Annotated in this window: 20 protein-coding genes; 17 read left to right on the forward strand and 3 right to left on the reverse strand. The window is 60.4% G+C overall.

What is annotated here, in order from left to right:
- The first annotated feature begins 140 nt into the window (after window positions 1-140).
- From KSS91_RS07390 to KSS91_RS07410, 5 genes are all read left to right on the forward strand, one after another.
- On the forward strand, window positions 141-1,790 hold the full coding sequence (locus KSS91_RS07390; protein ID WP_217837478.1) for a phosphoethanolamine transferase: 1,650 nt from the start codon (window positions 141-143) through the stop codon (window positions 1,788-1,790).
- Between the two features lie 72 nt (window positions 1,791-1,862).
- On the forward strand, window positions 1,863-2,513 hold the full coding sequence (locus KSS91_RS07395) for a class I SAM-dependent methyltransferase (RefSeq protein ID WP_217837479.1): 651 nt from the start codon (window positions 1,863-1,865) through the stop codon (window positions 2,511-2,513).
- A 123-nt stretch (window positions 2,514-2,636) separates the two neighbouring features.
- The gene (rnd, locus tag KSS91_RS07400; RefSeq protein ID WP_095966302.1) at window positions 2,637-3,770 is read left to right on the forward strand and encodes a ribonuclease D; all 1,134 of its coding nucleotides are present in this window, start codon (window positions 2,637-2,639) and stop codon (window positions 3,768-3,770) included.
- On the forward strand, window positions 3,767-4,060 hold the full coding sequence (locus tag KSS91_RS07405) for a YcgL domain-containing protein (RefSeq protein WP_217837480.1): 294 nt from the start codon (window positions 3,767-3,769) through the stop codon (window positions 4,058-4,060). Before rnd ends, KSS91_RS07405 begins: the two co-directional genes overlap by 4 nt.
- Before the next feature lie 119 nt (window positions 4,061-4,179).
- The gene (locus KSS91_RS07410; RefSeq protein ID WP_217837481.1) at window positions 4,180-5,112 is read left to right on the forward strand and encodes a D-2-hydroxyacid dehydrogenase; all 933 of its coding nucleotides are present in this window, start codon (window positions 4,180-4,182) and stop codon (window positions 5,110-5,112) included.
- 123 nt (window positions 5,113-5,235) lie between these two features.
- Here KSS91_RS07410 and KSS91_RS07415 read toward each other — a convergent pair whose 3' ends face one another.
- On the reverse strand, window positions 5,236-5,829 hold the full coding sequence (locus KSS91_RS07415) for a nitroreductase family protein (RefSeq protein ID WP_015093931.1): 594 nt from the start codon (window positions 5,827-5,829) through the stop codon (window positions 5,236-5,238).
- A 164-nt stretch (window positions 5,830-5,993) separates the two neighbouring features.
- On the opposite strand from KSS91_RS07415, the gene KSS91_RS07420 reads away from it, so the two are divergent.
- The 8 genes from KSS91_RS07420 to araH all read left to right on the forward strand — a co-directional run bounded on the left by KSS91_RS07420 (window position 5,994) and on the right by araH (window position 14,371).
- On the forward strand, window positions 5,994-6,443 hold the full coding sequence (locus KSS91_RS07420; RefSeq protein ID WP_007984794.1) for a YcgN family cysteine cluster protein: 450 nt from the start codon (window positions 5,994-5,996) through the stop codon (window positions 6,441-6,443).
- Window positions 6,444-6,478: 35 nt separating this feature from the next.
- Complete coding sequence (locus KSS91_RS07425; protein ID WP_217837482.1) at window positions 6,479-7,708, forward strand: hypothetical protein; 1,230 nt, start codon at window positions 6,479-6,481, stop codon at window positions 7,706-7,708.
- 123 nt (window positions 7,709-7,831) lie between these two features.
- The gene (locus KSS91_RS07430) at window positions 7,832-8,548 is read left to right on the forward strand and encodes a FadR/GntR family transcriptional regulator (protein ID WP_217837483.1); all 717 of its coding nucleotides are present in this window, start codon (window positions 7,832-7,834) and stop codon (window positions 8,546-8,548) included.
- Window positions 8,549-8,675: 127 nt separating this feature from the next.
- The gene (locus tag KSS91_RS07435; RefSeq protein ID WP_217837484.1) at window positions 8,676-9,551 is read left to right on the forward strand and encodes an SMP-30/gluconolactonase/LRE family protein; all 876 of its coding nucleotides are present in this window, start codon (window positions 8,676-8,678) and stop codon (window positions 9,549-9,551) included.
- A gap of 274 nt (window positions 9,552-9,825) precedes the next feature.
- Entirely contained in the window at window positions 9,826-10,644 is an 819-nt protein-coding gene (locus KSS91_RS07440) for an SDR family oxidoreductase (RefSeq protein WP_217837485.1), read from the forward strand.
- Between the two features lie 138 nt (window positions 10,645-10,782).
- Window positions 10,783-11,787: a substrate-binding domain-containing protein gene (locus tag KSS91_RS07445; protein ID WP_217837486.1), complete on the forward strand. Its 1,005-nt coding sequence runs from the start codon at window positions 10,783-10,785 to the stop codon at window positions 11,785-11,787.
- Between the two features lie 64 nt (window positions 11,788-11,851).
- Window positions 11,852-13,390: an L-arabinose ABC transporter ATP-binding protein AraG gene (gene araG / locus KSS91_RS07450; protein ID WP_217837487.1), complete on the forward strand. Its 1,539-nt coding sequence runs from the start codon at window positions 11,852-11,854 to the stop codon at window positions 13,388-13,390.
- Between the two features lie 12 nt (window positions 13,391-13,402).
- A complete protein-coding gene (gene araH / locus KSS91_RS07455) occupies window positions 13,403-14,371 on the forward strand; it encodes an L-arabinose ABC transporter permease AraH (protein WP_126050913.1) in 969 nt (322 codons plus the stop codon).
- Window positions 14,372-14,549: 178 nt separating this feature from the next.
- On the opposite strand, the gene KSS91_RS07460 is transcribed toward araH, so the two are convergent.
- A complete protein-coding gene (locus KSS91_RS07460; RefSeq protein WP_217837488.1) occupies window positions 14,550-14,873 on the reverse strand; it encodes a hypothetical protein in 324 nt (107 codons plus the stop codon).
- Between the two features lie 81 nt (window positions 14,874-14,954).
- Window positions 14,955-16,160 (reverse strand): MFS transporter, encoded by a 1,206-nt coding sequence (locus KSS91_RS07465; protein WP_217837489.1) that lies wholly within the window; start codon window positions 16,158-16,160, stop codon window positions 14,955-14,957.
- 324 nt (window positions 16,161-16,484) lie between these two features.
- On the opposite strand from KSS91_RS07465, the gene KSS91_RS07470 reads away from it, so the two are divergent.
- From KSS91_RS07470 to dgoD, 4 genes are all read left to right on the forward strand, one after another.
- On the forward strand, window positions 16,485-16,967 hold the full coding sequence (locus KSS91_RS07470; RefSeq protein ID WP_085724875.1) for a GNAT family N-acetyltransferase: 483 nt from the start codon (window positions 16,485-16,487) through the stop codon (window positions 16,965-16,967).
- 194 nt (window positions 16,968-17,161) lie between these two features.
- On the forward strand, window positions 17,162-18,154 hold the full coding sequence (locus tag KSS91_RS07475; protein ID WP_217837490.1) for a 2-dehydro-3-deoxygalactonokinase: 993 nt from the start codon (window positions 17,162-17,164) through the stop codon (window positions 18,152-18,154).
- 19 nt (window positions 18,155-18,173) lie between these two features.
- Window positions 18,174-18,794, forward strand: a complete 621-nt coding sequence (locus tag KSS91_RS07480; RefSeq protein WP_217837491.1) for a 2-dehydro-3-deoxy-6-phosphogalactonate aldolase — start codon at window positions 18,174-18,176, stop codon at window positions 18,792-18,794.
- A 45-nt stretch (window positions 18,795-18,839) separates the two neighbouring features.
- Complete coding sequence (gene dgoD / locus KSS91_RS07485; RefSeq protein WP_007977010.1) at window positions 18,840-19,988, forward strand: galactonate dehydratase; 1,149 nt, start codon at window positions 18,840-18,842, stop codon at window positions 19,986-19,988.
- The last annotated feature ends 147 nt before the right edge of the window (window positions 19,989-20,135 follow it).

The following is a 20,135-nucleotide window of genomic DNA, read 5'->3' on the forward strand; positions in this document are numbered from 1 at the left end:
GGCAGGTGTTATAAGCCAACTAATTGTTGGCTTCTTTTTCACAAAAAATTGATGGTTGGCTTCCTAAAATTTGAACTGTCTCGGTAAATGAAATTTTCACATTTACCGAAGGCACTTCTTTTCAGGACTCGCCGAACCTCATGTTTAAGATTAAAGCCGTGCGCCCCGAATGGGTGACACTGATTGCCAGTGCATTTTTGTTGGTGGGCTTCAACTTTCTACTCTGGCAACACCTGTTCGAAATCACCACGTCCGATGGCAAGGGCATCGTTATGCGCGTGGCCTTCGGGGTGATGATCTTCGCGGCCTTCAACATCGTGCTGACCCTGCTGGCCTTCCGGCCAGTGCTCAAGCCGCTCGTGACCCTGCTGTTCATGGTCAGCGCGAGCGTAGCGTATTTCATGAGCCAGTATGGTGTCCTGATCGACACCGGCATGTTGCGTAACTTCGCTGAAACCAATGCTACGGAAGTACGCGACTTACTGTCGCTCAAGTTGTTTGTTTATATTGTGCTGCTCGGTGTATTGCCGTCATGGCTATTGTGGAAGGCACCGATTAATTATCGTCGTTGGCACCGTGAGCTGCTTAGTAAAGTCCTGGTGATATTTGCTTCTGCGGCCGTCATTGGTGGTATTGCACTGGTTAACTATCAAGGCTTGTCTTCGCTGTTTCGCAATCACCACGAGTTGCGCTTGATGGTGGTGCCAAGCAACTACATTGGTGCCTCGGCTGGTTTATTGCGCGAGAAAGTAGCGACTGCGCGGCAACCCTTTGTCAAGATCGGTGAAGATGCCCAGCGCAATACGCTCTGGCAAACTCACGGGCGCAAATCCCTGACGGTGCTTGTCGTGGGGGAAAGTGCCCGGGCAGAGAACTTCGGCATCCTTGGCTATAGCCGCGACACCACGCCAAAACTGAGCAAGGAAGATGGCCTGATCGCTTTCACCGATGTGCACTCCTGCGGTACGGAAACCGCCGTATCGGTGCCTTGCATGTTCTCCAACATGGGGCGCAAGGACTATAACGCCAGCAAGGCCAAGAACGAAGAAGGCCTGCTGGATGTGCTCAAGCATGCGGGTATCGACGTGATCTGGCGTGACAACCAGTCAGGCTGCAAGGGTGCATGCGATCGCGTCACCCTCCAGGACGTCAGCAATCTGAAAGACCCGGTGCTGTGCGCCAACAGTGAGTGCCGCGACGAAATCCTGCTGCAGGGACTTCAACATTTCATCGATACCCTGGACAAGGACACCGTGCTGGTATTGCACCAGATGGGTAGCCACGGTCCGGAGTACTTCAAGCGTTATCCGAAAGAGTTCGAGCGCTTCACCCCGGTCTGCGAGAGTAATGCCCTGAACAATTGCAGTCGCGAAAGTATCGTCAATGGTTACGACAACACCTTGGTCTATACCGACCATGTGCTGTCGACCTTGATTGATCTGCTGCGCAGTAACCAGTCCAAAGTGGACACCGCGATGCTGTATCTGTCGGACCACGGTGAATCCCTGGGCGAGTACAACTTGTTCCTCCACGGCACGCCTTACATGCTGGCACCGGAGCAGCAAAAACATGTGGCCATGTTTGCCTGGTTCTCCGACAGCTATAAACAGTCGTTTGCGGTAGATACCCGCTGCCTGCAACAGGGTCGTGAAAAGCCCCTGAGCCAGGACAACCTGTTCCATTCGATGCTTGGGCTGCTGGAGGTCAACAGCAAGGTCTACAACCAGGATCTGGACATGTTTGCCGGATGTCGTGGGCCGGTGACCGACGGTGTGTTGGCCAAGGATTGAGTGCTCCGGTTTTGTTTCGCGCGGCGGCTGCCGAGCTGCGTCCAGTAGAACGTTTATCAAGAGCCATTGCACATGTCCGCTCAGCCCCCATCCGCCATCGAGCTTGAGATTGCCAGGCGCTACGACCAGGAACACGCGCGCGTCTGCCTGCAGCCGCAAGCGTCGGGCCTGACCGGGCGTCTGCTGCTCTGGCGTGAGGCGCGTCTGGTGCGCAATGCACTCAAGGTCGCCGGCGAACCGGGGCTGATCCTCGACGTGGCCTGCGGGGTGGGGCGTTTCTGGTCGGTGCTGGCCGAACATGCCAATCGGGTGATCCTCGCGACGGACCCGTCCCAGGACATCCTCGATCATGCCCGCACACATCACCCGCAAAGCCTGTTGAAGCGGATCAAGACCTTTCAAAGCTCCGCCTTCTCGATTGGTTTGTCGGAGAGCGCGGTCGACTGCATTTTTTGCATCCAACTGTTTCAGCACCTTTACAGCCAGGAGCATCGTCTGGCGATGCTGGGCGAGTTTTACCGGGTCAGTCGCGATACGGTGATTGTCGCCGTGCGCCTCGACGGACGTTTCAAGGGCGCGCATTCAAGCCTGGAGGGGCCGTTACCGAGCAAGGCCGGGGTCGAAAGCGAGTTCAGGCAGGCGGGATTCCGTTTGCTCAGCCATCAGGATTTTTTCCCCGGTTGTGCACAAATGCGGGTCTACGTGCTGGGTAAGACCCGCTAGGCCGACCTTGTCGGACTATTCTTCATGTCACGCAGCAGTTTTCGCTAACGCTCTTGTTCAGTGGATGCGCGGAAATCGCCGGGGGCGATATATACTGCGCGCCATTCTTCAAGGGAGAGCCGTGTGGCCATCGATATTCACTGGATTCGCGACAACGATAGCCTCGGTCGGTTTTGCGCCGAGTGGCAGCAACTGCCATTCGTTGCCCTCGATACCGAATTCATGCGGGTCGACACCTTCTACCCGATCGCAGGCTTGCTGCAGGTCGGCGATGGCGAACGTGCCTACCTGATTGATCCGCTGACCATCGACAACTGGCAGCCTCTGGCCGCGTTGCTGGAAAATCCGGCCGTGGTCAAGGTTGTCCACGCGTGCAGCGAAGACCTCGAAGTCCTGCTACGCCTGACCGGTAGTCTGCCGGCGCCACTGTTCGATACGCAATTGGCGGCCGCTTACCTGAACCTCGGTTTCTCCATGGGCTATTCGCGCCTGGTGCAGGAAGTGCTCGGCATCGACCTGCCCAAGGGTGAAACCCGTTCCGACTGGCTGCAACGTCCGCTCTCCGAAACCCAGATCAGCTATGCCGCCGAAGATGCCGTGCACCTGGCCGAAGTCTTCGTAAAGCTGCGTCCAAAGCTGTCTGACGAGAAATACGCCTGGGTTCTGGAAGACGGTGCCGAACTGGTGGCCAACCTGCGTCGCGAGATCGATCCGTACGAGGTCTATCGCGACGCCAAGCTGGCCTGGAAGCTGTCCCGCGCCCAACTCGCGGTATTGCGTGAGCTCTGCGCCTGGCGCGAAAAGGAAGCCCGTGCCCGCGACCTGCCGCGCAACCGGATCATCCGCGAGCATTCGTTGTGGCCGCTGGCGCGTACGCAACCGGATAATCTCGGCGCCCTGGCGAAAATCGAAGACATGCACCCGCGTACCGTGCGTCAGGATGGTGAGTTTCTGCTTGATCTGATCAAGCGCTCTGGCAGTGTGTCGCCAGATCAATGGCCGCCAGCCGTGCCGGAGCCGCTGCCAGTGGACGCTGCCGTGTTGCTCAAGCAGCTCAAAGCCATCGGCCAGGCCGAGGCCGAGCGCCTGAGCATTGCGCCGGAACTGATGCTGCGCAAGAAAACCCTGGAAGCGCTGCTCAAGAGCGGCTTCCCCAATGGTCCCTACCAATTGCCTGATTCGCTGCGTGGCTGGCGCCGCGAATTGATGGGCCAGGCGCTGCTTGACAGCCTGGTCACCGCCGGAGAACAGCCTTGAAACGTATTTGCTCCATCTACCGCAGCTCGAAAAGAAACGAAATGTACCTGTATGTGCTCAAGAGCGATGCTCTGGAGCGCGTGCCGGACCCCCTGATGGCAGCCTTCGGCAAGGCCATCCACGCGTTCGACCTGGTGCTCAGCCCCGAGCGCAAGCTGTCGCGCGAGGACATCACCGTCGTGCTGGATAACCTCGAAAAACAGGGTTATCACCTGCAAATGCCGCCTGCCGAAGACGAGTACATCGAGCACTTGCCGGAAGAATTGTTGCGCCGCAACGATCCGGTGTGAATGGCAGACAGGCTCTGTTCAGAGTGGTTATGAAACACTGATTGATTTTAGCGATGGCAGCATCGACGGAGCAGCGCTCTGTCGGCTGCCGTCTGCACTGTTTTTGAAAGGTTTGAAGCATGCGCGTCCTGATTGCTGAACACGACCACCCCGTGTACGCCCAACTGTTGCGCGAGGCGGCACCGGACCTGGAGGTGCTGACCAGCGGTGATTCCGCCGAGCTGGCCGGCCAGGCCGCCGATTGTCCGGTGTGGCTCGGCCAGCCTGATCTGCTGGCGACCCTGTTACGCCAGGGCCATCAACCGCAATGGCTGCAATCGACCTGGGCCGGCATTACGCCGCTGCTGGCCGATGGTTTGCCACGGCACTATCGATTGACCCGTGCAGTCGGCATCTTCGGGCAAGTCATGGCCGAATACGTGCTCACCTATATGCTCGGTCACGAACGTGAAGTGCTGGCGCGACTGGTCAGCCAGGTCGAGCGCAAATGGGACAGCCGTCATGGTCAGAGCCTGGCGGGGCGCAAGGTGTTGATCGTCGGCACCGGTGATATCGGTCAGAGTGTCGCGCAGTTCCTCGTGCCGTTTGGTGTCGAGTTGTATGGCGTTGCCAGCAGCGCGCGGGAACAGGCACCGTTTATCGAAGTCGGTTCTCTGGCGGATCTGCCGCGGCTGGTCGGTGAAGTCGATTACGTGGTCAATCTGCTGCCGAACACGCCGCAAACCCACGATATCTACGACGCGGCGCTGTTCAAGCAATTCAAGCCGACCGGGTTGTTCATCAATGCCGGGCGCGGTGTGGCGGTGGTCGATGCGGATCTGGTGGAAGCCTTGAAGGAAGGGCATCTGGCGGGCGCGGTGATCGACGTGTGCCGTCAGGAGCCATTGCCCCAGCGGCATCCATTCTGGACAGCCTGGGGCCTGCTGCTTACAGGCCACAGTTCGGCACCGACTTCGCCGTCGATGATGGTGAAGCTGTTTGTCGAAAACCTGCGGGCGTTTCAGGCGGGAGAGGCGTTGCGCGGGGAAGTGGATTTCGATCGCGGGTACTGAAATCACTCTCAAAAACTGTGGGAGCGAGCTTGCTCGCGATGAGGCCATTAGCTTCAACATCAATGTTGACTGACTGGCCGCCATCGCGAGCAAGCTCGCTCCCACAGGGATTTTCAGTATGGCTTAGAGACTGAAGTCGCCTTCAGCCGCCAGCTCGCTCAACGGGCGACGCGGGCTTGGTACTTCACGGGCCTGCAGGTAATCCGCCAGGCTGGCCTTGTCCCCCAGCTTGCCCACCGCGACGGCGGCGTGCAGGGCGTAGCCTTCGGGAATGTTCAGCTCCTTGCGGGTCAGTTCCTGGTCGAAGCCGGCCATGCCGTGGGTGTGCCAGCCGCTCAGGCTTGCTTGCAGGGCCAGGTGGCCCCAGGCGGAACCGGTGTCGAAGGTGTGCCACAGGGCCGGGGTTTCTTCGGTGGCGCCTGGCGCGGTGAAGGTGGTTTTCGAAATCACGATCACCAGGGCCGAAGCATGTTGCGCCCAGCTGCGGTTGAACTCGTTCAGCAGTCCCAGGTAGCGCTCCCAGTTCGGCGTATCGCGACGTGCGTAAAGAAAGCGCCAGGGTTGCGAGTTGTAGGCCGAGGGTGCCCAACGCGCGGCTTCGAAGAAACTCAGCAGGGTTTCTTCGGCAATGGCTTCGCCAGTGAAGGCGCGGGGCGACCAGCGATCGGTGAACTGAGGGTCAATGGTGTAATCGGCAACGCGTGGGTTGGCACTCATCAAGAGATTCCTTGCTACGTTTGAAAGTGGAAGCGACGAAAAACCCTACTTGGCAGCGCAGAAACTGACAAGCCCGTTCTACCGACAGTCGCCAATGCTTGGCCCACGGGGCTTCGGGCACTAGACTGGCGGCCTTTTCACCACCTGATGTCGATGCTCGAACCATGGCCGCCAAAGTAGAACCGTTCTGGATACGCAAGACCCTCGATCAACTCGATCAGGAGGAATGGGAGTCGCTGTGCGACGGCTGTGGATTGTGCTGTCTGCAAAAGCTTGAAGACGAAGACGACAACAGCGTCTATTACACGCGCATCGCCTGCAAACTGCTGGACCTGAAAACCTGCCAGTGCACGGATTATCCTAACCGTCGTGACACTGTGCCGGACTGTATCCAGCTCACGCCGGGCAAGGCCGACGAATTCAAATGGCTGCCGCCGACGTGCGGTTATCGTCTGGTCAGCGAAGGCAAGGACCTGCCGTTGTGGCATCACCTGGTGTGCGGTGATCGCGATGCCGTGCATCATGAGCGGATTTCCCAGTCCGGGCGCATGCTCGCCGAAGGCAGCGTGCCGGAAGACGACTGGGAAGATCACCTGATTTTCCGCGCAGGCTGACTGCCAGAGGCTCAACCTTTCACGAAGGAGTGTGTATGGCTGTGGGATGGCGGCAGGCGTGGGGCGTTGGATTACTGGCCGTGAGTGCGCCCGTATGGGCAGCGAACAAGGTCGATCTGGATTATCACGTGCGCCTGTTGCCGAAGAACGATCAGGCCGAAGTGCGCCTGACGCTCGCCCAGGGCTCGGCGGTTCGCAGCCTGGATTTCGACCTCGGCGACGGCAGCCACTACAGCGATTTCAAGGCCGACGGCCAATGGCAACTGACCCCTGGCAAAGCGGTGCGGGGTGTCTGGCGTCCAGCGGCTGACAAGGCCAGCCTGACGTATCGGGTGAGTATCAACCACGGTCGCAAGAACGGCAGCTTTGATGCTCGCATGACGCCAAGCTGGGCATTGATGCGCGGCGACGATCTGGTGCCGCCTGCCAGACTCGATCAACAAGATGGCATCGAACTGGTTTCACGCCTTGAATTCGAGCTGCCCGGTGGCTGGAAAAGCGTCGAAACCGCGTGGCCACGGATCGGCCAGAACAAGTTCCGTATCGATAACCCTTCCAGGCTGTTCGACCGGCCCACGGGCTGGATGCTCGCCGGCCAGCTTGGCAGCCGCCGTACCCGTCTGGGCGAGACTGAAGTCACCGTCGCCTCGCCGCTGGGGCAGGGCATGCGGCGTATGGATGTGCTGACGCTGCTGACCTTCGTCTGGCCGCAAGTGCAGGCGCTGTACCCGCGACACCCGGGCAAACTGCTGATCGTCGGGGCCAATGATCCGATGTGGCGTGGCAGCCGGTCTGCGCATGAGTCGATCTACCTCAACAGTCGCCTGCCATTGGTCGGCGAAAGCGGCTCCAGCGCCCTGGTTCGCGAGTTGGCCCAGGTGTTCGGGCGGATCAACGGCACAAAGCGCAGTGACTGGATCAATGAAGGCTTTGCCGAGTATTACGCCATCGAACTGGTGCGCCGGGCCGGCGGCATGAGCGATGAACGCTACGAGAGCCTGCACGGCAAACTGGTCGGGACCAGCCAGAAAGTCACCACGCTGCGCAGTGATCGGGTCAACCCGGCGCAGGTGGCCAGGGCGGTGGTGTTGCTGCAGGAACTGGATCGCGAGATTCGTCTGAAAACCCACAACAAGCGTTCACTGGACGACGTGTTGCGCGGGGCGATGCAGCAGGGGGAAATCGATACCCAGGCGTTTGTTCAGCTCAGCGAGAGCGTGATAGGTGGGTCTTCAAAAGTACTCAGTACCGAGTTGATTCAGTAACACCGTCATTCGCGAGCAAGCCCGCTCCCGCGTCAGATTTCTGATTTCTTCAAAAAATCAAATTGACACACAATCGTATGATGATTAGCGTGGTCCTCCATCGCATACGGCTTGGAGGTGCTCATGTCCAACAGCTTTCATGCTACGACGGTCGACTGGCTGGGATGCTGGCTGGCCACGGGGCAGGTCAGGCCGGGTGAGTCACTCAAGGTCGAAGCCGACCTCGGCGAACAACTTGGCGTGAGCCGTACGGTCATCCGCGAAGCGATCAAAACCCTGGTTGCCAAAGGCATGCTCGAAGTCGGCCCGAAAGTCGGCACGCGAGTGTTGCCGGTGCGGCGCTGGAACCTCTTCGATCCACAAGTCGTCGGCTGGCTGTCGCGCAGCGGCTTGCCGGAAAACTTCGTCGACGATCTGCTCGATCTGCGTCGCACCATCGAACCGATGGCCGTGCGCTGGGCTTGTGAGCGCGCAACCGGCGAACAGGTGGACGCGATCCTGTTGGCCTGCAACGCACTGGAACGGGCGGTGGACAGCGGCATCGATTACAACCGTGCCGACCAGCTCTTCCACGAGTGCATCCTGGCCGCCAGCCACAATCAATTCATCGAACAAATGGTTCCCGCCCTCGGCGCGTTGCTGGCGGTGGCCTTTGAAGTGTCCGCCGCCGACCCGGATGAACTGCGTCGCACCTTGCCGATTCACCGGGACCTGGCCGAGGCTATTGCGGCCCGTGATACCGCTCGGGGCGTCTGGGCCTGCATGAACCTGATCGATAACGCCGCCCTGGCGATCAAGCGTTACTACCCGCAAGTCATGGCCGATAAAAAGGCCAGTTGAGCACTCGAACCCCTGTAGGAGCGAGCTTGCTGGCGATGGTTTATCAGCTACCACGAGACCGACTGACACACCATCGCCAGCAAGCTGGGTCCTACATCATAAAAACAAGAACCATGCAGGAGGTTTCATGACGTTGACGGCGGTTACCGGGCATCGGGCGAAACTGGGCGAAGGTCCGTTCTGGGATGCGCCGACCCAGGCCCTGTATTGGGTGGATATCGCGGGTAAACAGGCGTTGCGGTTGATCGGCGCCAACGTGCAGATCTGGCAGATGCCGGAACATGTGTCAGCCTTCATCCCCTGTGAAAGCGGCGACGCGCTGGTGACATTGAGCAGTGGCGTGTATCGGCTCGATCTCGATTCACCGGGCCTGGCGCCGCGCCTGACATTGTTCTGCGTGGCCGATCCGCAACCGGGCAACCGCCCCAACGAAGCCCGCTGCGACGCCCAGGGCCGGCTCTGGCTCAGTACCATGCAAAACAATATCGGAGAACAGGGCGAAGACCTGCCCATCGTGCGCCGTTCGGGTGGACTGTTGCGCATCGATCGTGCCGGGCGGGTTGTGCCGTTACTGCGCAACCTGGGCATTCCCAACACGCTGTTGTGGAGCGATGACGCCACCAGCGTTTATTTCGGCGACAGCCTCGATGGCACCTTGTATCGACACTTCATCCGTAGCAACGGCGCCCTTGATGCGCCGCAGGTCTGGTTTGGCCCGCACGGGCGCGGCGGCCCGGACGGCTCGGCGATGGATGCCGAAGGTTTTATCTGGAATGCCCGTTGGGATGGCCACTGTCTGCTCAGGTTGAGCCCTGACGGCAAAGTCGACCGGACCATCGAACTGCCGATCAGTCGTCCCACCAGTTGCGTGTTCGGTGGTGCAGACCTGAAAACCCTGTACATCACCAGCGCGGCGAGTCCACTGGGCCATCCCCTGGATGGGGCGGTGCTGTCGATTCCAGTGGATGTGCCCGGGAAGCGTTGTACGCGTTTTGCGGGTTAATTCCCATAATATGGGATATGAATATATATATTGAGATTTGTTGCGGGCCAGGTTTATAGTCGGCCTCACCAGTTACATGCACTCACACTCAAAAAAACAAAACAGGTGAAGTGATGCAGCGAAATTCCCCCGTGCTCCCTTGCGCAGACAGTGCCGCAGAGCGTTTTCAAGCTGAAACGTTTTCGCTTTCACCTGTTTTCTTCCACAACGCCTTTTGACCGGCCATCGACTGATGTCCGGTTTTCGTCGTGTTTTCGAACAGGAGTCTTGAACCATGGCTGAACCGCTGTCATTGCCCCCGGTGCCCGAGCCGCCCAAGGGTGAGCGCCTCAAAGACAAAGTCGTATTGCTGACCGGTGCCGCCCAGGGCATTGGCGAGGCCATTGTGGCGACCTTTGTGTCCCAGCAGGCCAGGCTGATCATCAGCGACATCCAGGCCGAGAAGGTCGAGAAGGTCGCGGCGCACTGGCGCGGACAGGGCGCCGACGTGGTGGCGATCAAGGCTGACGTTTCACAGCCGCAGGATCTGCAGGCTATGGCCAGGCTGGCGGTCGAGCGACATGGCCGGATCGATGTGCTGGTCAACTGCGCCGGGGTCAACGTGTTCCGTGATCCGCTGGAAATGACCGAGGAAGACTGGCGTCGCTGCTTTGCCATTGACCTCGATGGCGCGTGGTATGGCTGCAAGGCGGTGCTGCCGCAGATGATCGAGCAGGGCATCGGCAGCATCATCAATATTGCCTCGTCCCATTCCTCCCACATCATTCCGGGCTGCTTTCCCTACCCGGTGGCCAAGCACGGCTTGCTCGGGCTTACCCGCGCGCTGGGTATCGAATATGCGTCCAGGGGCATCCGCGTCAACGCCATCGCACCGGGCTATATCGAAACCCAGATCAATATCGATTACTGGAACGGTTTCGCCGACCCTCACGCTGAGCGCCAGCGTGCGTTTGACCTGCATCCGCCCAAACGCATCGGCCAGCCGATTGAAGTGGCGATGACTGCGGTGTTCCTGGCCAGTGATGAAGCGCCGTTCATCAATGCCTCGTGTATCACCATCGATGGTGGGCGCTCGGTGATGTACCACGACTGAGTGGCCGGGCTTTCAGGCGTCCTGGTACGTCTGAAAGTCAATCATCATACGATATGACTATTGGCAGTACGGTTTACCGCCCAGGCTTTACAGAACGCTTTCAAAGAACGCTCAAGAAAAATAACAAGGAGTCAGCTTATGAATCGTCGTCGTGCTATCCGTTCCCTATGCTGTGCCGCGTTGGCGGTCTCGGCGGTCAGCCTGAGCAGCACGCTGCTGGCGGCCGAGGAAGTGAAAATCGGTTTTCTGGTCAAGCAAGCGGAAGAGCCCTGGTTCCAGACTGAGTGGGCGTTTGCCGAAAAGGCCGGGAAAGAGAAGGGCTTCACCCTGATCAAGATCGCCGTGCCGGACGGTGAGAAAACCCTGTCGGCCATCGACAGCCTCGCCGCCAACGGCGCCAAAGGCTTCGTGATCTGTCCGCCGGACGTGTCCCTCGGCCCGGCAATCATGGCCAAGGCCAGGCTCAGCGGGTTGAAGGTGATCGCTGTCGATGACCGTTTCGTCGATGCCAGCGGCAAATTCATGGAAGACGTGCCGTACCTCGGCATGGCTGCGTTCGAAGTCGGCCAGAAGCAAGGCCATGCCATGGCCACCGAGGCGAAGAAACGCGGCTGGGACTGGAAAGACACGTACGCGGTGATCAATACCTACAACGAACTCGACACCGGCAAGAAGCGCACTGACGGTTCGGTCAAAGCCCTGGAAGACGCCGGCATGCCGAAGGACCACATCCTGTTCTCGGCCCTCAAGACCCTCGACGTGCCGGGCAGCATGGACGCCACTAACTCGGCGTTGGTGAAACTGCCGAGTGCAGCGAAGAACCTGATCATCGGCGGCATGAACGACAACACCGTGCTCGGCGGTGTGCGCGCCACCGAGAGCGCCGGGTTCGCTGCGGCCAACGTGATCGGCATCGGCATCAACGGTACCGACGCCATCGGCGAGCTGAAGAAGCCTGACAGCGGCTTTTATGGTTCGATGCTGCCGAGCCCGCACATCGAGGGCTACAAGACCGCAAGCATGATGTACGAGTGGGTCACCACCGGCAAAGAACCGGCGAAGTACACAGCCATGGATGACGTGACGCTGATCACCCGCGACAACTTCAAGCAGGAACTGGAAAAGATCGGCCTGTGGAACTGACGGCCATTGGTTTCAGCGGCGGTCTCGGCGACGAGGCTGCCTGTCCGGTTTGAAGAGGTGGGTTATGCACGCGCAAACACATACACAACAACACAGCGGCAGCTTGCGTTTCAACGGGATCGGCAAGACCTTTCCCGGGGTGAAGGCGCTGGACAACATCAGCTTCGTCGCCCATCCGGGGCAGGTTCATGCCTTGATGGGCGAGAACGGCGCCGGCAAATCGACGCTGCTGAAAATCCTCGGCGGGGCCTACATACCCAGCAGCGGAGCCTTGCAGATCGGCGAGCGGACGATGGACTTCAAGTCCACCGCCGACAGCATCGGCAGTGGCGTCGCGGTGATCCACCAGGAGCTGCATCTGGTGCCGGAAATGACCGTGGCCGAGAACCTGTTTCTCGGGCATCTGCCAGCCAGTTTCGGCCTGATCAATCGCAGCGCCCTGCGCCAGCAGGCACTGGCCTGTCTCAAAGGCCTGGCCGATGAGATCGACCCGCAGGAGAAAGTCGGGCGCCTGTCTCTCGGCCAGCGGCAATTGGTGGAAATCGCCAAGGCGCTGTCCCGTGGCGCCCATGTGATTGCCTTCGACGAACCCACCAGCAGCCTTTCGGCACGGGAGATCGACCGTTTGATGGCGATCATCGGCCGGCTGCGGGACGAGGGGAAAGTGGTGCTCTACGTCTCCCACCGCATGGAAGAAGTGTTCCGCATCTGCAATGCGGTGACGGTGTTCAAGGACGGACGATACGTGCGCACGTTCGATGACATGAGCGAGCTGACCCATGATCAACTGGTCACCTGCATGGTCGGGCGCGACATCCAGGACATCTACGATTACCGCCCGCGCCAGCGCGGTGCGGTGGCGCTCAAGGTCGACGGTCTGCTCGGGCCGGGGTTACGCGAGCCCGTGAGTTTCGAGGTGCACAAAGGCGAGATTCTCGGCTTGTTCGGGCTGGTGGGCGCCGGTCGCACCGAGCTGCTGCGCCTGCTCAGCGGCCTGGCGCGAAACCGCGCCGGACAGCTGAAACTGCGTGGCCATGAACTGAAGCTGCGTTCACCCCGGGATGCGATTGCCGCCGGGATCCTGTTGTGCCCCGAGGACCGCAAGAAGGAAGGCATCCTGCCGCTGGCCAGCGTCGCCGAGAACATCAACATCAGCGCCCGCGGCGCCCATTCCACCTTCGGCTGCCTGTTGCGTGGCCAGTGGGAGAAAGGCAACGCCGACCAGCAGATCAAGGCGCTCAAGGTAAAAACACCACACGCCGGGCAGCCGATCAAGTTTCTATCCGGTGGCAATCAACAGAAGGCCATTCTCGGTCGCTGGCTGTCGATGCCGATGAAAGTGTTGCTGCTCGACGAACCGACCCGCGGCATCGACATCGGTGCCAAGGCCGAGATCTACCAGATCATCCATAACCTGGCGGCCGAGGGGATCGCGGTGATTGTGGTGTCCAGCGACTTGATGGAAGTCATGGGCATTTCCGACCGCATCCTGGTGCTGTGCGAAGGCGCGCTGCGTGGCGAGCTGAGCCGCGACCAGGCCAACGAATCCAACCTGCTGCAACTGGCTTTGCCGCGCCAACGCGCTGACGGCGTGGCGAACTGAGAGGTGACTATGATGACAACCCAAAACAACACCCTGCCGACCACGCGCAAACCGCTGGACCTGCGGCGCTTCCTCGATGACTGGGTGATGCTGCTGGCGGCCGTCGGAATCTTCGTGCTCTGTACCCTGATGATCGACAACTTCCTGTCGCCGCTGAACATGCGTGGCCTGGGCCTGGCGATTTCCACCACCGGGATCGCTGCGTGCACCATGTTGTATTGCCTGGCGTCCGGGCATTTCGACTTGTCGGTGGGCTCGGTGATTGCCTGTGCCGGGGTGGTTGCGGCGGTGGTGATGCGTGATACCGACAGCGTGTTTCTCGGTGTCTGTGCGGCGCTGGTGATGGGCCTGATCGTCGGGCTGATCAACGGCATCGTCATTGCCAAGCTGCGGGTCAACGCGCTGATCACCACGCTGGCGACCATGCAGATCGTGCGCGGCCTGGCCTACATCTTCGCCAACGGCAAGGCGGTGGGGGTGTCCCAGGAGTCGTTCTTCGTGTTCGGCAACGGTCAGATGTTCGGCGTGCCGGTACCGATCCTGATCACCATCGTCTGCTTCCTGTTCTTCGGCTGGTTGCTGAACTACACGACCTACGGGCGCAACACCATGGCCATCGGCGGCAATCAGGAGGCGGCGTTGCTGGCCGGGGTCAATGTCGACCGGACCAAAATCATCATCTTTGCCGTGCATGGCGTGATCGGCGCGCTGGCCGGGGTGATCCTGGCGTCGCGCATGACCTCCGGGCAACCGATGATCGGCCAGGGTTTCGAGCTGACCGTGATCTCGGCCTGTGTACTGGGCGGGGTATCGTTGAGTGGCGGGATCGGCATGATCCGGCACGTGATTGCCGGGGTGTTGATTCTGGCGATCATCGAGAATGCGATGAACCTGAAGAATATCGATACGTTTTATCAGTATGTGATTCGCGGTTCGATCTTGCTGCTGGCGGTGGTCATTGACCGACTTAAGCAGCGCTGACATTCATTTCCTCTGTAGGCGCGGGCTTGCCCGCGAAGGTCTGTCTGAAATGTAAATGTTGGATATGACGACGCCTTCGCGGGCAAGCCCGCTCCCACAGGGTGTGTGGCATAGATCCTGTGGGAGCGGGCTTGCTCGCGAAGGGGCCATCAGCTTCAGTACATTTATCCTGGCTTCACTATTGGCTGATGTTGCTGTCCTCGTCCTCGGTGGTGCTCGAGCCGAGACCACCGCTGCCGGGCGTTTTTCTGTTCGGCAAGTCCGCCCCGCCCTGACGCCCCATGTCATTGCCCTGGATGCGCGGGTCGGTGCCGGTGGACGGAGGCAGGTTGTGGTCGATCGTGGTGCCGTCGGTGTTCATGCCGGGGGCACTCTGGATGGCTGGCGCCCTGGGCTTTTCCACCGGATTGGTCGGGCCGGTGCTCGAGCCGATGGCTCCGGCGTACGAGGTGCAAGACAGCAGGGCGCAGAGGGCGAGGGCGGTCAACCTGGACAGGATCATGGTGTTGTCTCCAACGGGTAGAGTCCTTACCTGATTAGTCCGTCCTCGCCCGGGATAGGTGCGTTGTTAACGACGGACGGCTCAGGCCTGTGTCAATGCCCTGACCGCTGCTGCTCTTCGCCAGATCAATCGGCCTGCGGTGATCAACCAGTTGAGCGCAGCAACCGCCAGCACGGTGAGCAGCAGCGTGGCCATCCCTTGCTCGACGATGATTTTCCCGGCCAGCAAGGGGAAGCCGAACACACCGATGAAGTACGACAGGCTGAACAGCAACAAGGATTGCGCGGTGGTGCCGGTCGGCGCCTCATTGGCGGCCAGGCCGTTGATCACCGAGTAGGTCAGGCCGTAACCGGTCCCGAGCATCACCGCCGCGAGCACGTAGCTGAAGCTGCTGTCGACGACAAAACCGAACATGACGATCGATGCCAGCATCAGCCCCGACAGCAGGCACGAGGCACGCAATGGATCGCGCTTGACCACGAACCCGGCAACCAGCATTCGGCCACTGATCGCCGCGCTCATGAAACCGAGGAAGAACAGCGAGTAGTCGAGCGAGTGCGCTGCGGCATAACTGGTTTGAAAGCTCGACAGACCGCCGAACACGCAGCCGCCAAGACCGACCATGATGATTGGAAAGACAGCCCTGGACGACAGCACCTGACCCGCGGCACGCCACGAAATCCGCGACACGCTGCCCGATGGCAGAGGGGCCTGATTCAATTTCCGCTGCAGGCGCCAGAACAGCAGCACACCGACCAGGCTGGCCAGCGCCGCCAGATAAAACGCAGCGGTCACCGGGTACCCGAGGGCACTCGCCGCGCGGCCGAGCAGTGGGCCACTGCCGATCCCGGTCATCATGCTGCCCGACAGCAGGGCGAAGTATCTGGCGCGCTGTGCGGGCGTCACCAGGCTTGCCACGATGATCGGCCCGAGGGTGTAGAACACGCCCCAACCCAGGCCCAGCAGCAGGCCGAAAAACAACAGCAGAGGGCCGAAGCCCGGGGTCAGGGCGAAGCCCAGGCTGGCCGCTACCAGCAACACACCGAACAGCGCCACCGACCGGGCGGCACCGAGCAGGTCGGACAAATGACCGGAAACGATCACTGCCGCAAAGGTGCTGAGCATCGCCGCCGAAATCACACTGCCGGCGTCGTGTTCGTTGCCACCACGCGCGTTGATCAGCAGCGACAGCAGGAAGGTCGAGCCATAGGACAATGACAGCAGGTAACTGGCAAGGCAAAACAGGCCGAACAATTTGCTTGAAACTGGGGGTGTTGCGGTAGACATGACGCGGTTCCTTGACCGGATAAGTGAGCAGCGCCTCTATCTAACCACGCAGTGCCTGATTGTCAGGTTCAAGGTTATCGATGCCAGGGTTAGTGGCGGCCGGAGTGAAGCCTCTGCGTTGTTGTGGCGAGGGAGCTTGCTTGTGGTGAGGGGGCTTGCCCCCGTTGGGTTGCGCAGCAACCCCAATAAGAAAACTGCAATCTTTCTGGTGTAATGCGATCGCTGAGAAAGGGCCTGCTTCGCAGGCCAACGGGGGCAAGCCCCCTCGCCACAAATATCGTGTCGCCTTAGTATGGCGTTTTCAACTTTTGACAAGGCACGTCCATGACGATCGAAATCCGCCCGGCGACCCCCAGTGATGCACCGCAAATCCTCGCGTTCATCACTGAACTGGCCGACTACGAACGTGCCCGCCATGAAGTCATCGCCAGCGTTGCCGATATCGAGCGCAGCCTGTTCAGCGAAGGCGCCACGGCCCATGGCCTGATCTGCCTGCGCGACGGTGCAGCCATCGGTTTCGCGGTGTTCTTCTTCAGCTATTCCACCTGGTTGGGCAGCAATTGCCTGTACCTCGAGGACCTTTACATCACTCCGGAGCAGCGCGGCGGTGGCGCAGGCAAGACCCTGTTGCGGCATCTGGCGAAAATCGCCTGCGCCAACGACTGCGGCCGTTTCGAATGGAGCGTGCTGGAGTGGAATACGCCGGCCATCGACTTCTACAAATCCCTGGGGGCGCAACCGCAGGAGGAGTGGGTTCGGTATCGGATGGATGGGGCCGTTTTGAGGGATTTTGCTGCTGGTAATTGATCGCCCTTAAAAGATCGCAGCCTTCGGCAGCTCCTACAACGGGACGAGGTTCACCTTGTAGGAGCTGCCGAAGGCTGCGATCTTTTTTTGTTCGTGTCTCACAATATGGGATTGATATTTATATATTGAGATTTCCCGGCATCCGGGTTTATAGTCCCGCCCACTCACTGCCAAAAACCAAAACAGGTGAAGCGATGCAGGCGCAATTGATCGCGCTCGACTGGGGGACAACCTCATTACGTGCTTACAAACTGGCCGAAGGCGGGCAGGTGCTCGAACAGCGTTCGCTGGCGTCGGGGATCATGCAGCTGCCCAAGGCGCCGCGAATCATCGGCGGCCGGGAGTGCACCGACGGTTTTGAACTGGCCTTCGAAGAGGCATGCGGTGACTGGCTCGATGCCCAGCCGCAATTGCAGGTGATTGCCTGTGGCATGGTCGGCAGCGCCCAGGGCTGGTGCGAAGCGGCGTACCGCGACACGCCGGCGAACGTCGCCACGCTCGGCACTTCCTTGCAAACCGTTCGCAGCCTGCGTGGCGTCGATGTGCACATCGTGCCCGGCGTCATCGAGCGTTCACGTCTGCCGAACGTGATGCGCGGCGAAGAAACTCAGGTGCTCGGTGTGCTGCAAAACCTGCCGGGCGAGGCGAGTGCGGATCTGCTGATCGGCCTGCCGGGCAGTCATTCGAAATGGGTGGAAGTGGCCGACGGCTGCATCGTGCATTTCGACACTTTCATGACCGGCGAGGTCTTCGCAGTGCTCAGCGAGCACAGCATTCTCGGGCGCACCCAGCAGCGTGGCGGGTCTTTCGAGGGGGATGCGTTTGATCGTGGCGTGCAGGTCGCGTTGTCGGCGGACGGTGAAACCGGTCCGCTGTCGACGCTGTTCAGCGCCCGTAGCCTGGGCCTGACCGGCGAATTGAGCGCCTGCGCCCAGGCCGATTATCTGTCCGGCCTGCTGATCGGCCACGAGTTGTCGGCCCTGGCCAATGTCCAGCGGCGTCGGCGCAACAGCGTGCACCTGCCGTCGATCATCCTTATCGGTAATTCCCAACTCTGTGCCCGCTACCGCCGTGCGCTCGATGCCTGCGGCTTTACCCGGGTGACCCTGGCCGAACAGGCCACCGAACGCGGATTGTGGCAACTGGCGCTCGCCGCCGGTCTGGTCTCGTCCACCGCATCCCGTTAAACCTGCCTGGAGGTCTGACATGCTCAAACAAGCGCTGGCGCAAAACGGCCTGATCGCGATCCTGCGCGGCTTGCGTCCACAGGAAGCTGCCGCTGTCGGCGAGGTCCTGTACGCCGCCGGATTTCGCGTCATCGAAGTGCCGCTCAATTCCCCAGAACCGTACGACAGTATCCGCATCCTGCGCAGTACCTTGCCTACCGATTGCCTGATCGGTGCCGGCACGGTGCTGACGCCGGAGCAGGTCGAACGGGTGAAAGTGGCGGGGGGGCAGGTGATCGTCATGCCCCATAGCGATCCGAAGGTCCTGCGTGCGGCGAAAGCGGCGGGGCTGTCTCTGTCGCCCGGTGTCGCCACACCGACCGAAGCCTTCGCGGCGCTGGCCGAAGGCGCGGACATCCTCAAGCTGTTCCCGGCCGAGCAAATGGGACCGGCAGTCGTCAAGGCCTGGCTGGCGGTACTGCCGGCCGGGACGATTCTGGCACCGGTCGGTGGCATTACCCCGGACAACATGCAGGTGTTTATCGACGCGGGCGTCAAAGGTTTCGGCCTCGGCTCCGGTCTGTTCAAACCGGGCATGACGTCTGCGCAGGTGGCGGCCAATGCCAAGGCCTATGTCGCTGCCTGGAAAGCCCTTCGCTAAGACTTTTTGGCGCTGCGAGCGCTGCATCTATAAGAGAGACAACAGATGAAAATCACCAAATTGACCACCTTCATCGTTCCGCCACGCTGGTGCTTCCTCAAGGTCGAAACCGACGAGGGCGTCACCGGTTGGGGCGAGCCCGTGGTCGAAGGCCGCGCCCACACCGTTGCCGCTGCCGTTGAAGAATTGTCCGATTACCTGATCGGTAAGGACCCGCGCAACATCGAAGACATCTGGACCGTGCTCTATCGCGGCGGATTCTACCGTGGCGGTGCGATCCACATGAGCGCCCTGGCCGGTATTGACCAGGCCTTGTGGGACATCAAGGGCAAGGCGCTGGGCGTGTCGGTCAGCGACCTGCTGGGTGGTCAGGTGCGGGACAAGATTCGCGTCTATTCGTGGATCGGCGGCGACCGTCCGGCGGACACGGCGCGTGCTGCCAAAGAAGCTGTCGAACGCGGTTTCACTGCGGTGAAAATGAATGGCACCGAAGAGCTGCAATTCCTCGACACCTTCGACAAGGTCGACCAGGCCCTGGCCAATGTCGCTGCCGTGCGCGATGCAGTCGGCCCGAACGTCGGCATCGGCGTGGACTTCCATGGTCGGGTGCACAAACCCATGGCCAAGGTGCTGATGAAGGAGCTTGATCCGTACAAGCTGATGTTCATCGAAGAGCCGGTGCTGAGCGAAAACTACGAAGCGCTGAAAGAGCTGGCGCCACTGACCAGCACACCGATTGCCCTCGGCGAGCGCCTGTTCTCGCGCTGGGATTTCAAACGCGTGCTCAGCGAAGGCTACGTCGACATCATCCAGCCAGATGCTTCCCACGCCGGCGGTATCACCGAAACCCGCAAGATCGCCAACATGGCCGAAGCCTACGATGTGGCGCTGGCGCTGCATTGCCCGCTGGGGCCAATTGCCCTGGCGGCATGTCTGCAACTGGACGCGGCTTGCTACAACGCATTCATCCAGGAGCAGAGCCTGGGCATCCATTACAACGAGAGCAACGACCTGCTCGACTACGTGAAAGACCCACGGGTGTTCGACTACGACCAGGGCTTCGTGAAGATCCCGAACGGCCCGGGCCTGGGCATCGAGATCAACGAGGAATACGTGATCGAACGCGCCGCCATCGGCCACCGCTGGCGCAACCCGATCTGGCGCCATGCCGATGGCAGTTTTGCCGAGTGGTGAGTCACTGACACACCACTGAGTCCTGTGGGAGCGAGCCTGCTCGCGAAGACGATGGTGCATTCAACATTGATGTTGCCTGACACACCGCATTCGCGAGCAGGCTCGCTCCCACAGTTTGATCTCCATGGATAGAGGGATCTGCGTTCC

Source organism: Pseudomonas azerbaijanorientalis, assembly GCF_019139795.1.
Taxonomy (GTDB): domain Bacteria; phylum Pseudomonadota; class Gammaproteobacteria; order Pseudomonadales; family Pseudomonadaceae; genus Aquipseudomonas; species Aquipseudomonas laurylsulfatiphila.

Coding starts and splice junctions, on each gene's coding strand:
- KSS91_RS07420 (WP_007984794.1), top strand. CDS start 5,994: ATGGCCGCCAAAGTAGAACCGTTCTGGATACGCAAGACCCTCGATCAA.
- KSS91_RS07470 (WP_085724875.1), top strand. CDS start 16,485: ATGACGATCGAAATCCGCCCGGCGACCCCCAGTGATGCACCGCAAATC.
- dgoD (WP_007977010.1), top strand. CDS start 18,840: ATGAAAATCACCAAATTGACCACCTTCATCGTTCCGCCACGCTGGTGC.
- KSS91_RS07410 (WP_217837481.1), top strand. CDS start 4,180: ATGCGCGTCCTGATTGCTGAACACGACCACCCCGTGTACGCCCAACTG.
- KSS91_RS07465 (WP_217837489.1), bottom strand. CDS start 16,160: ATGTCTACCGCAACACCCCCAGTTTCAAGCAAATTGTTCGGCCTGTTT.
- araG (WP_217837487.1), top strand. CDS start 11,852: ATGCACGCGCAAACACATACACAACAACACAGCGGCAGCTTGCGTTTC.
- araH (WP_126050913.1), top strand. CDS start 13,403: ATGACAACCCAAAACAACACCCTGCCGACCACGCGCAAACCGCTGGAC.
- KSS91_RS07425 (WP_217837482.1), top strand. CDS start 6,479: ATGGCTGTGGGATGGCGGCAGGCGTGGGGCGTTGGATTACTGGCCGTG.
- KSS91_RS07430 (WP_217837483.1), top strand. CDS start 7,832: ATGTCCAACAGCTTTCATGCTACGACGGTCGACTGGCTGGGATGCTGG.
- KSS91_RS07480 (WP_217837491.1), top strand. CDS start 18,174: ATGCTCAAACAAGCGCTGGCGCAAAACGGCCTGATCGCGATCCTGCGC.
- KSS91_RS07435 (WP_217837484.1), top strand. CDS start 8,676: ATGACGTTGACGGCGGTTACCGGGCATCGGGCGAAACTGGGCGAAGGT.
- KSS91_RS07445 (WP_217837486.1), top strand. CDS start 10,783: ATGAATCGTCGTCGTGCTATCCGTTCCCTATGCTGTGCCGCGTTGGCG.
- KSS91_RS07440 (WP_217837485.1), top strand. CDS start 9,826: ATGGCTGAACCGCTGTCATTGCCCCCGGTGCCCGAGCCGCCCAAGGGT.
- KSS91_RS07395 (WP_217837479.1), top strand. CDS start 1,863: ATGTCCGCTCAGCCCCCATCCGCCATCGAGCTTGAGATTGCCAGGCGC.
- KSS91_RS07475 (WP_217837490.1), top strand. CDS start 17,162: ATGCAGGCGCAATTGATCGCGCTCGACTGGGGGACAACCTCATTACGT.
- KSS91_RS07460 (WP_217837488.1), bottom strand. CDS start 14,873: ATGATCCTGTCCAGGTTGACCGCCCTCGCCCTCTGCGCCCTGCTGTCT.
- KSS91_RS07390 (WP_217837478.1), top strand. CDS start 141: ATGTTTAAGATTAAAGCCGTGCGCCCCGAATGGGTGACACTGATTGCC.
- KSS91_RS07415 (WP_015093931.1), bottom strand. CDS start 5,829: ATGAGTGCCAACCCACGCGTTGCCGATTACACCATTGACCCTCAGTTC.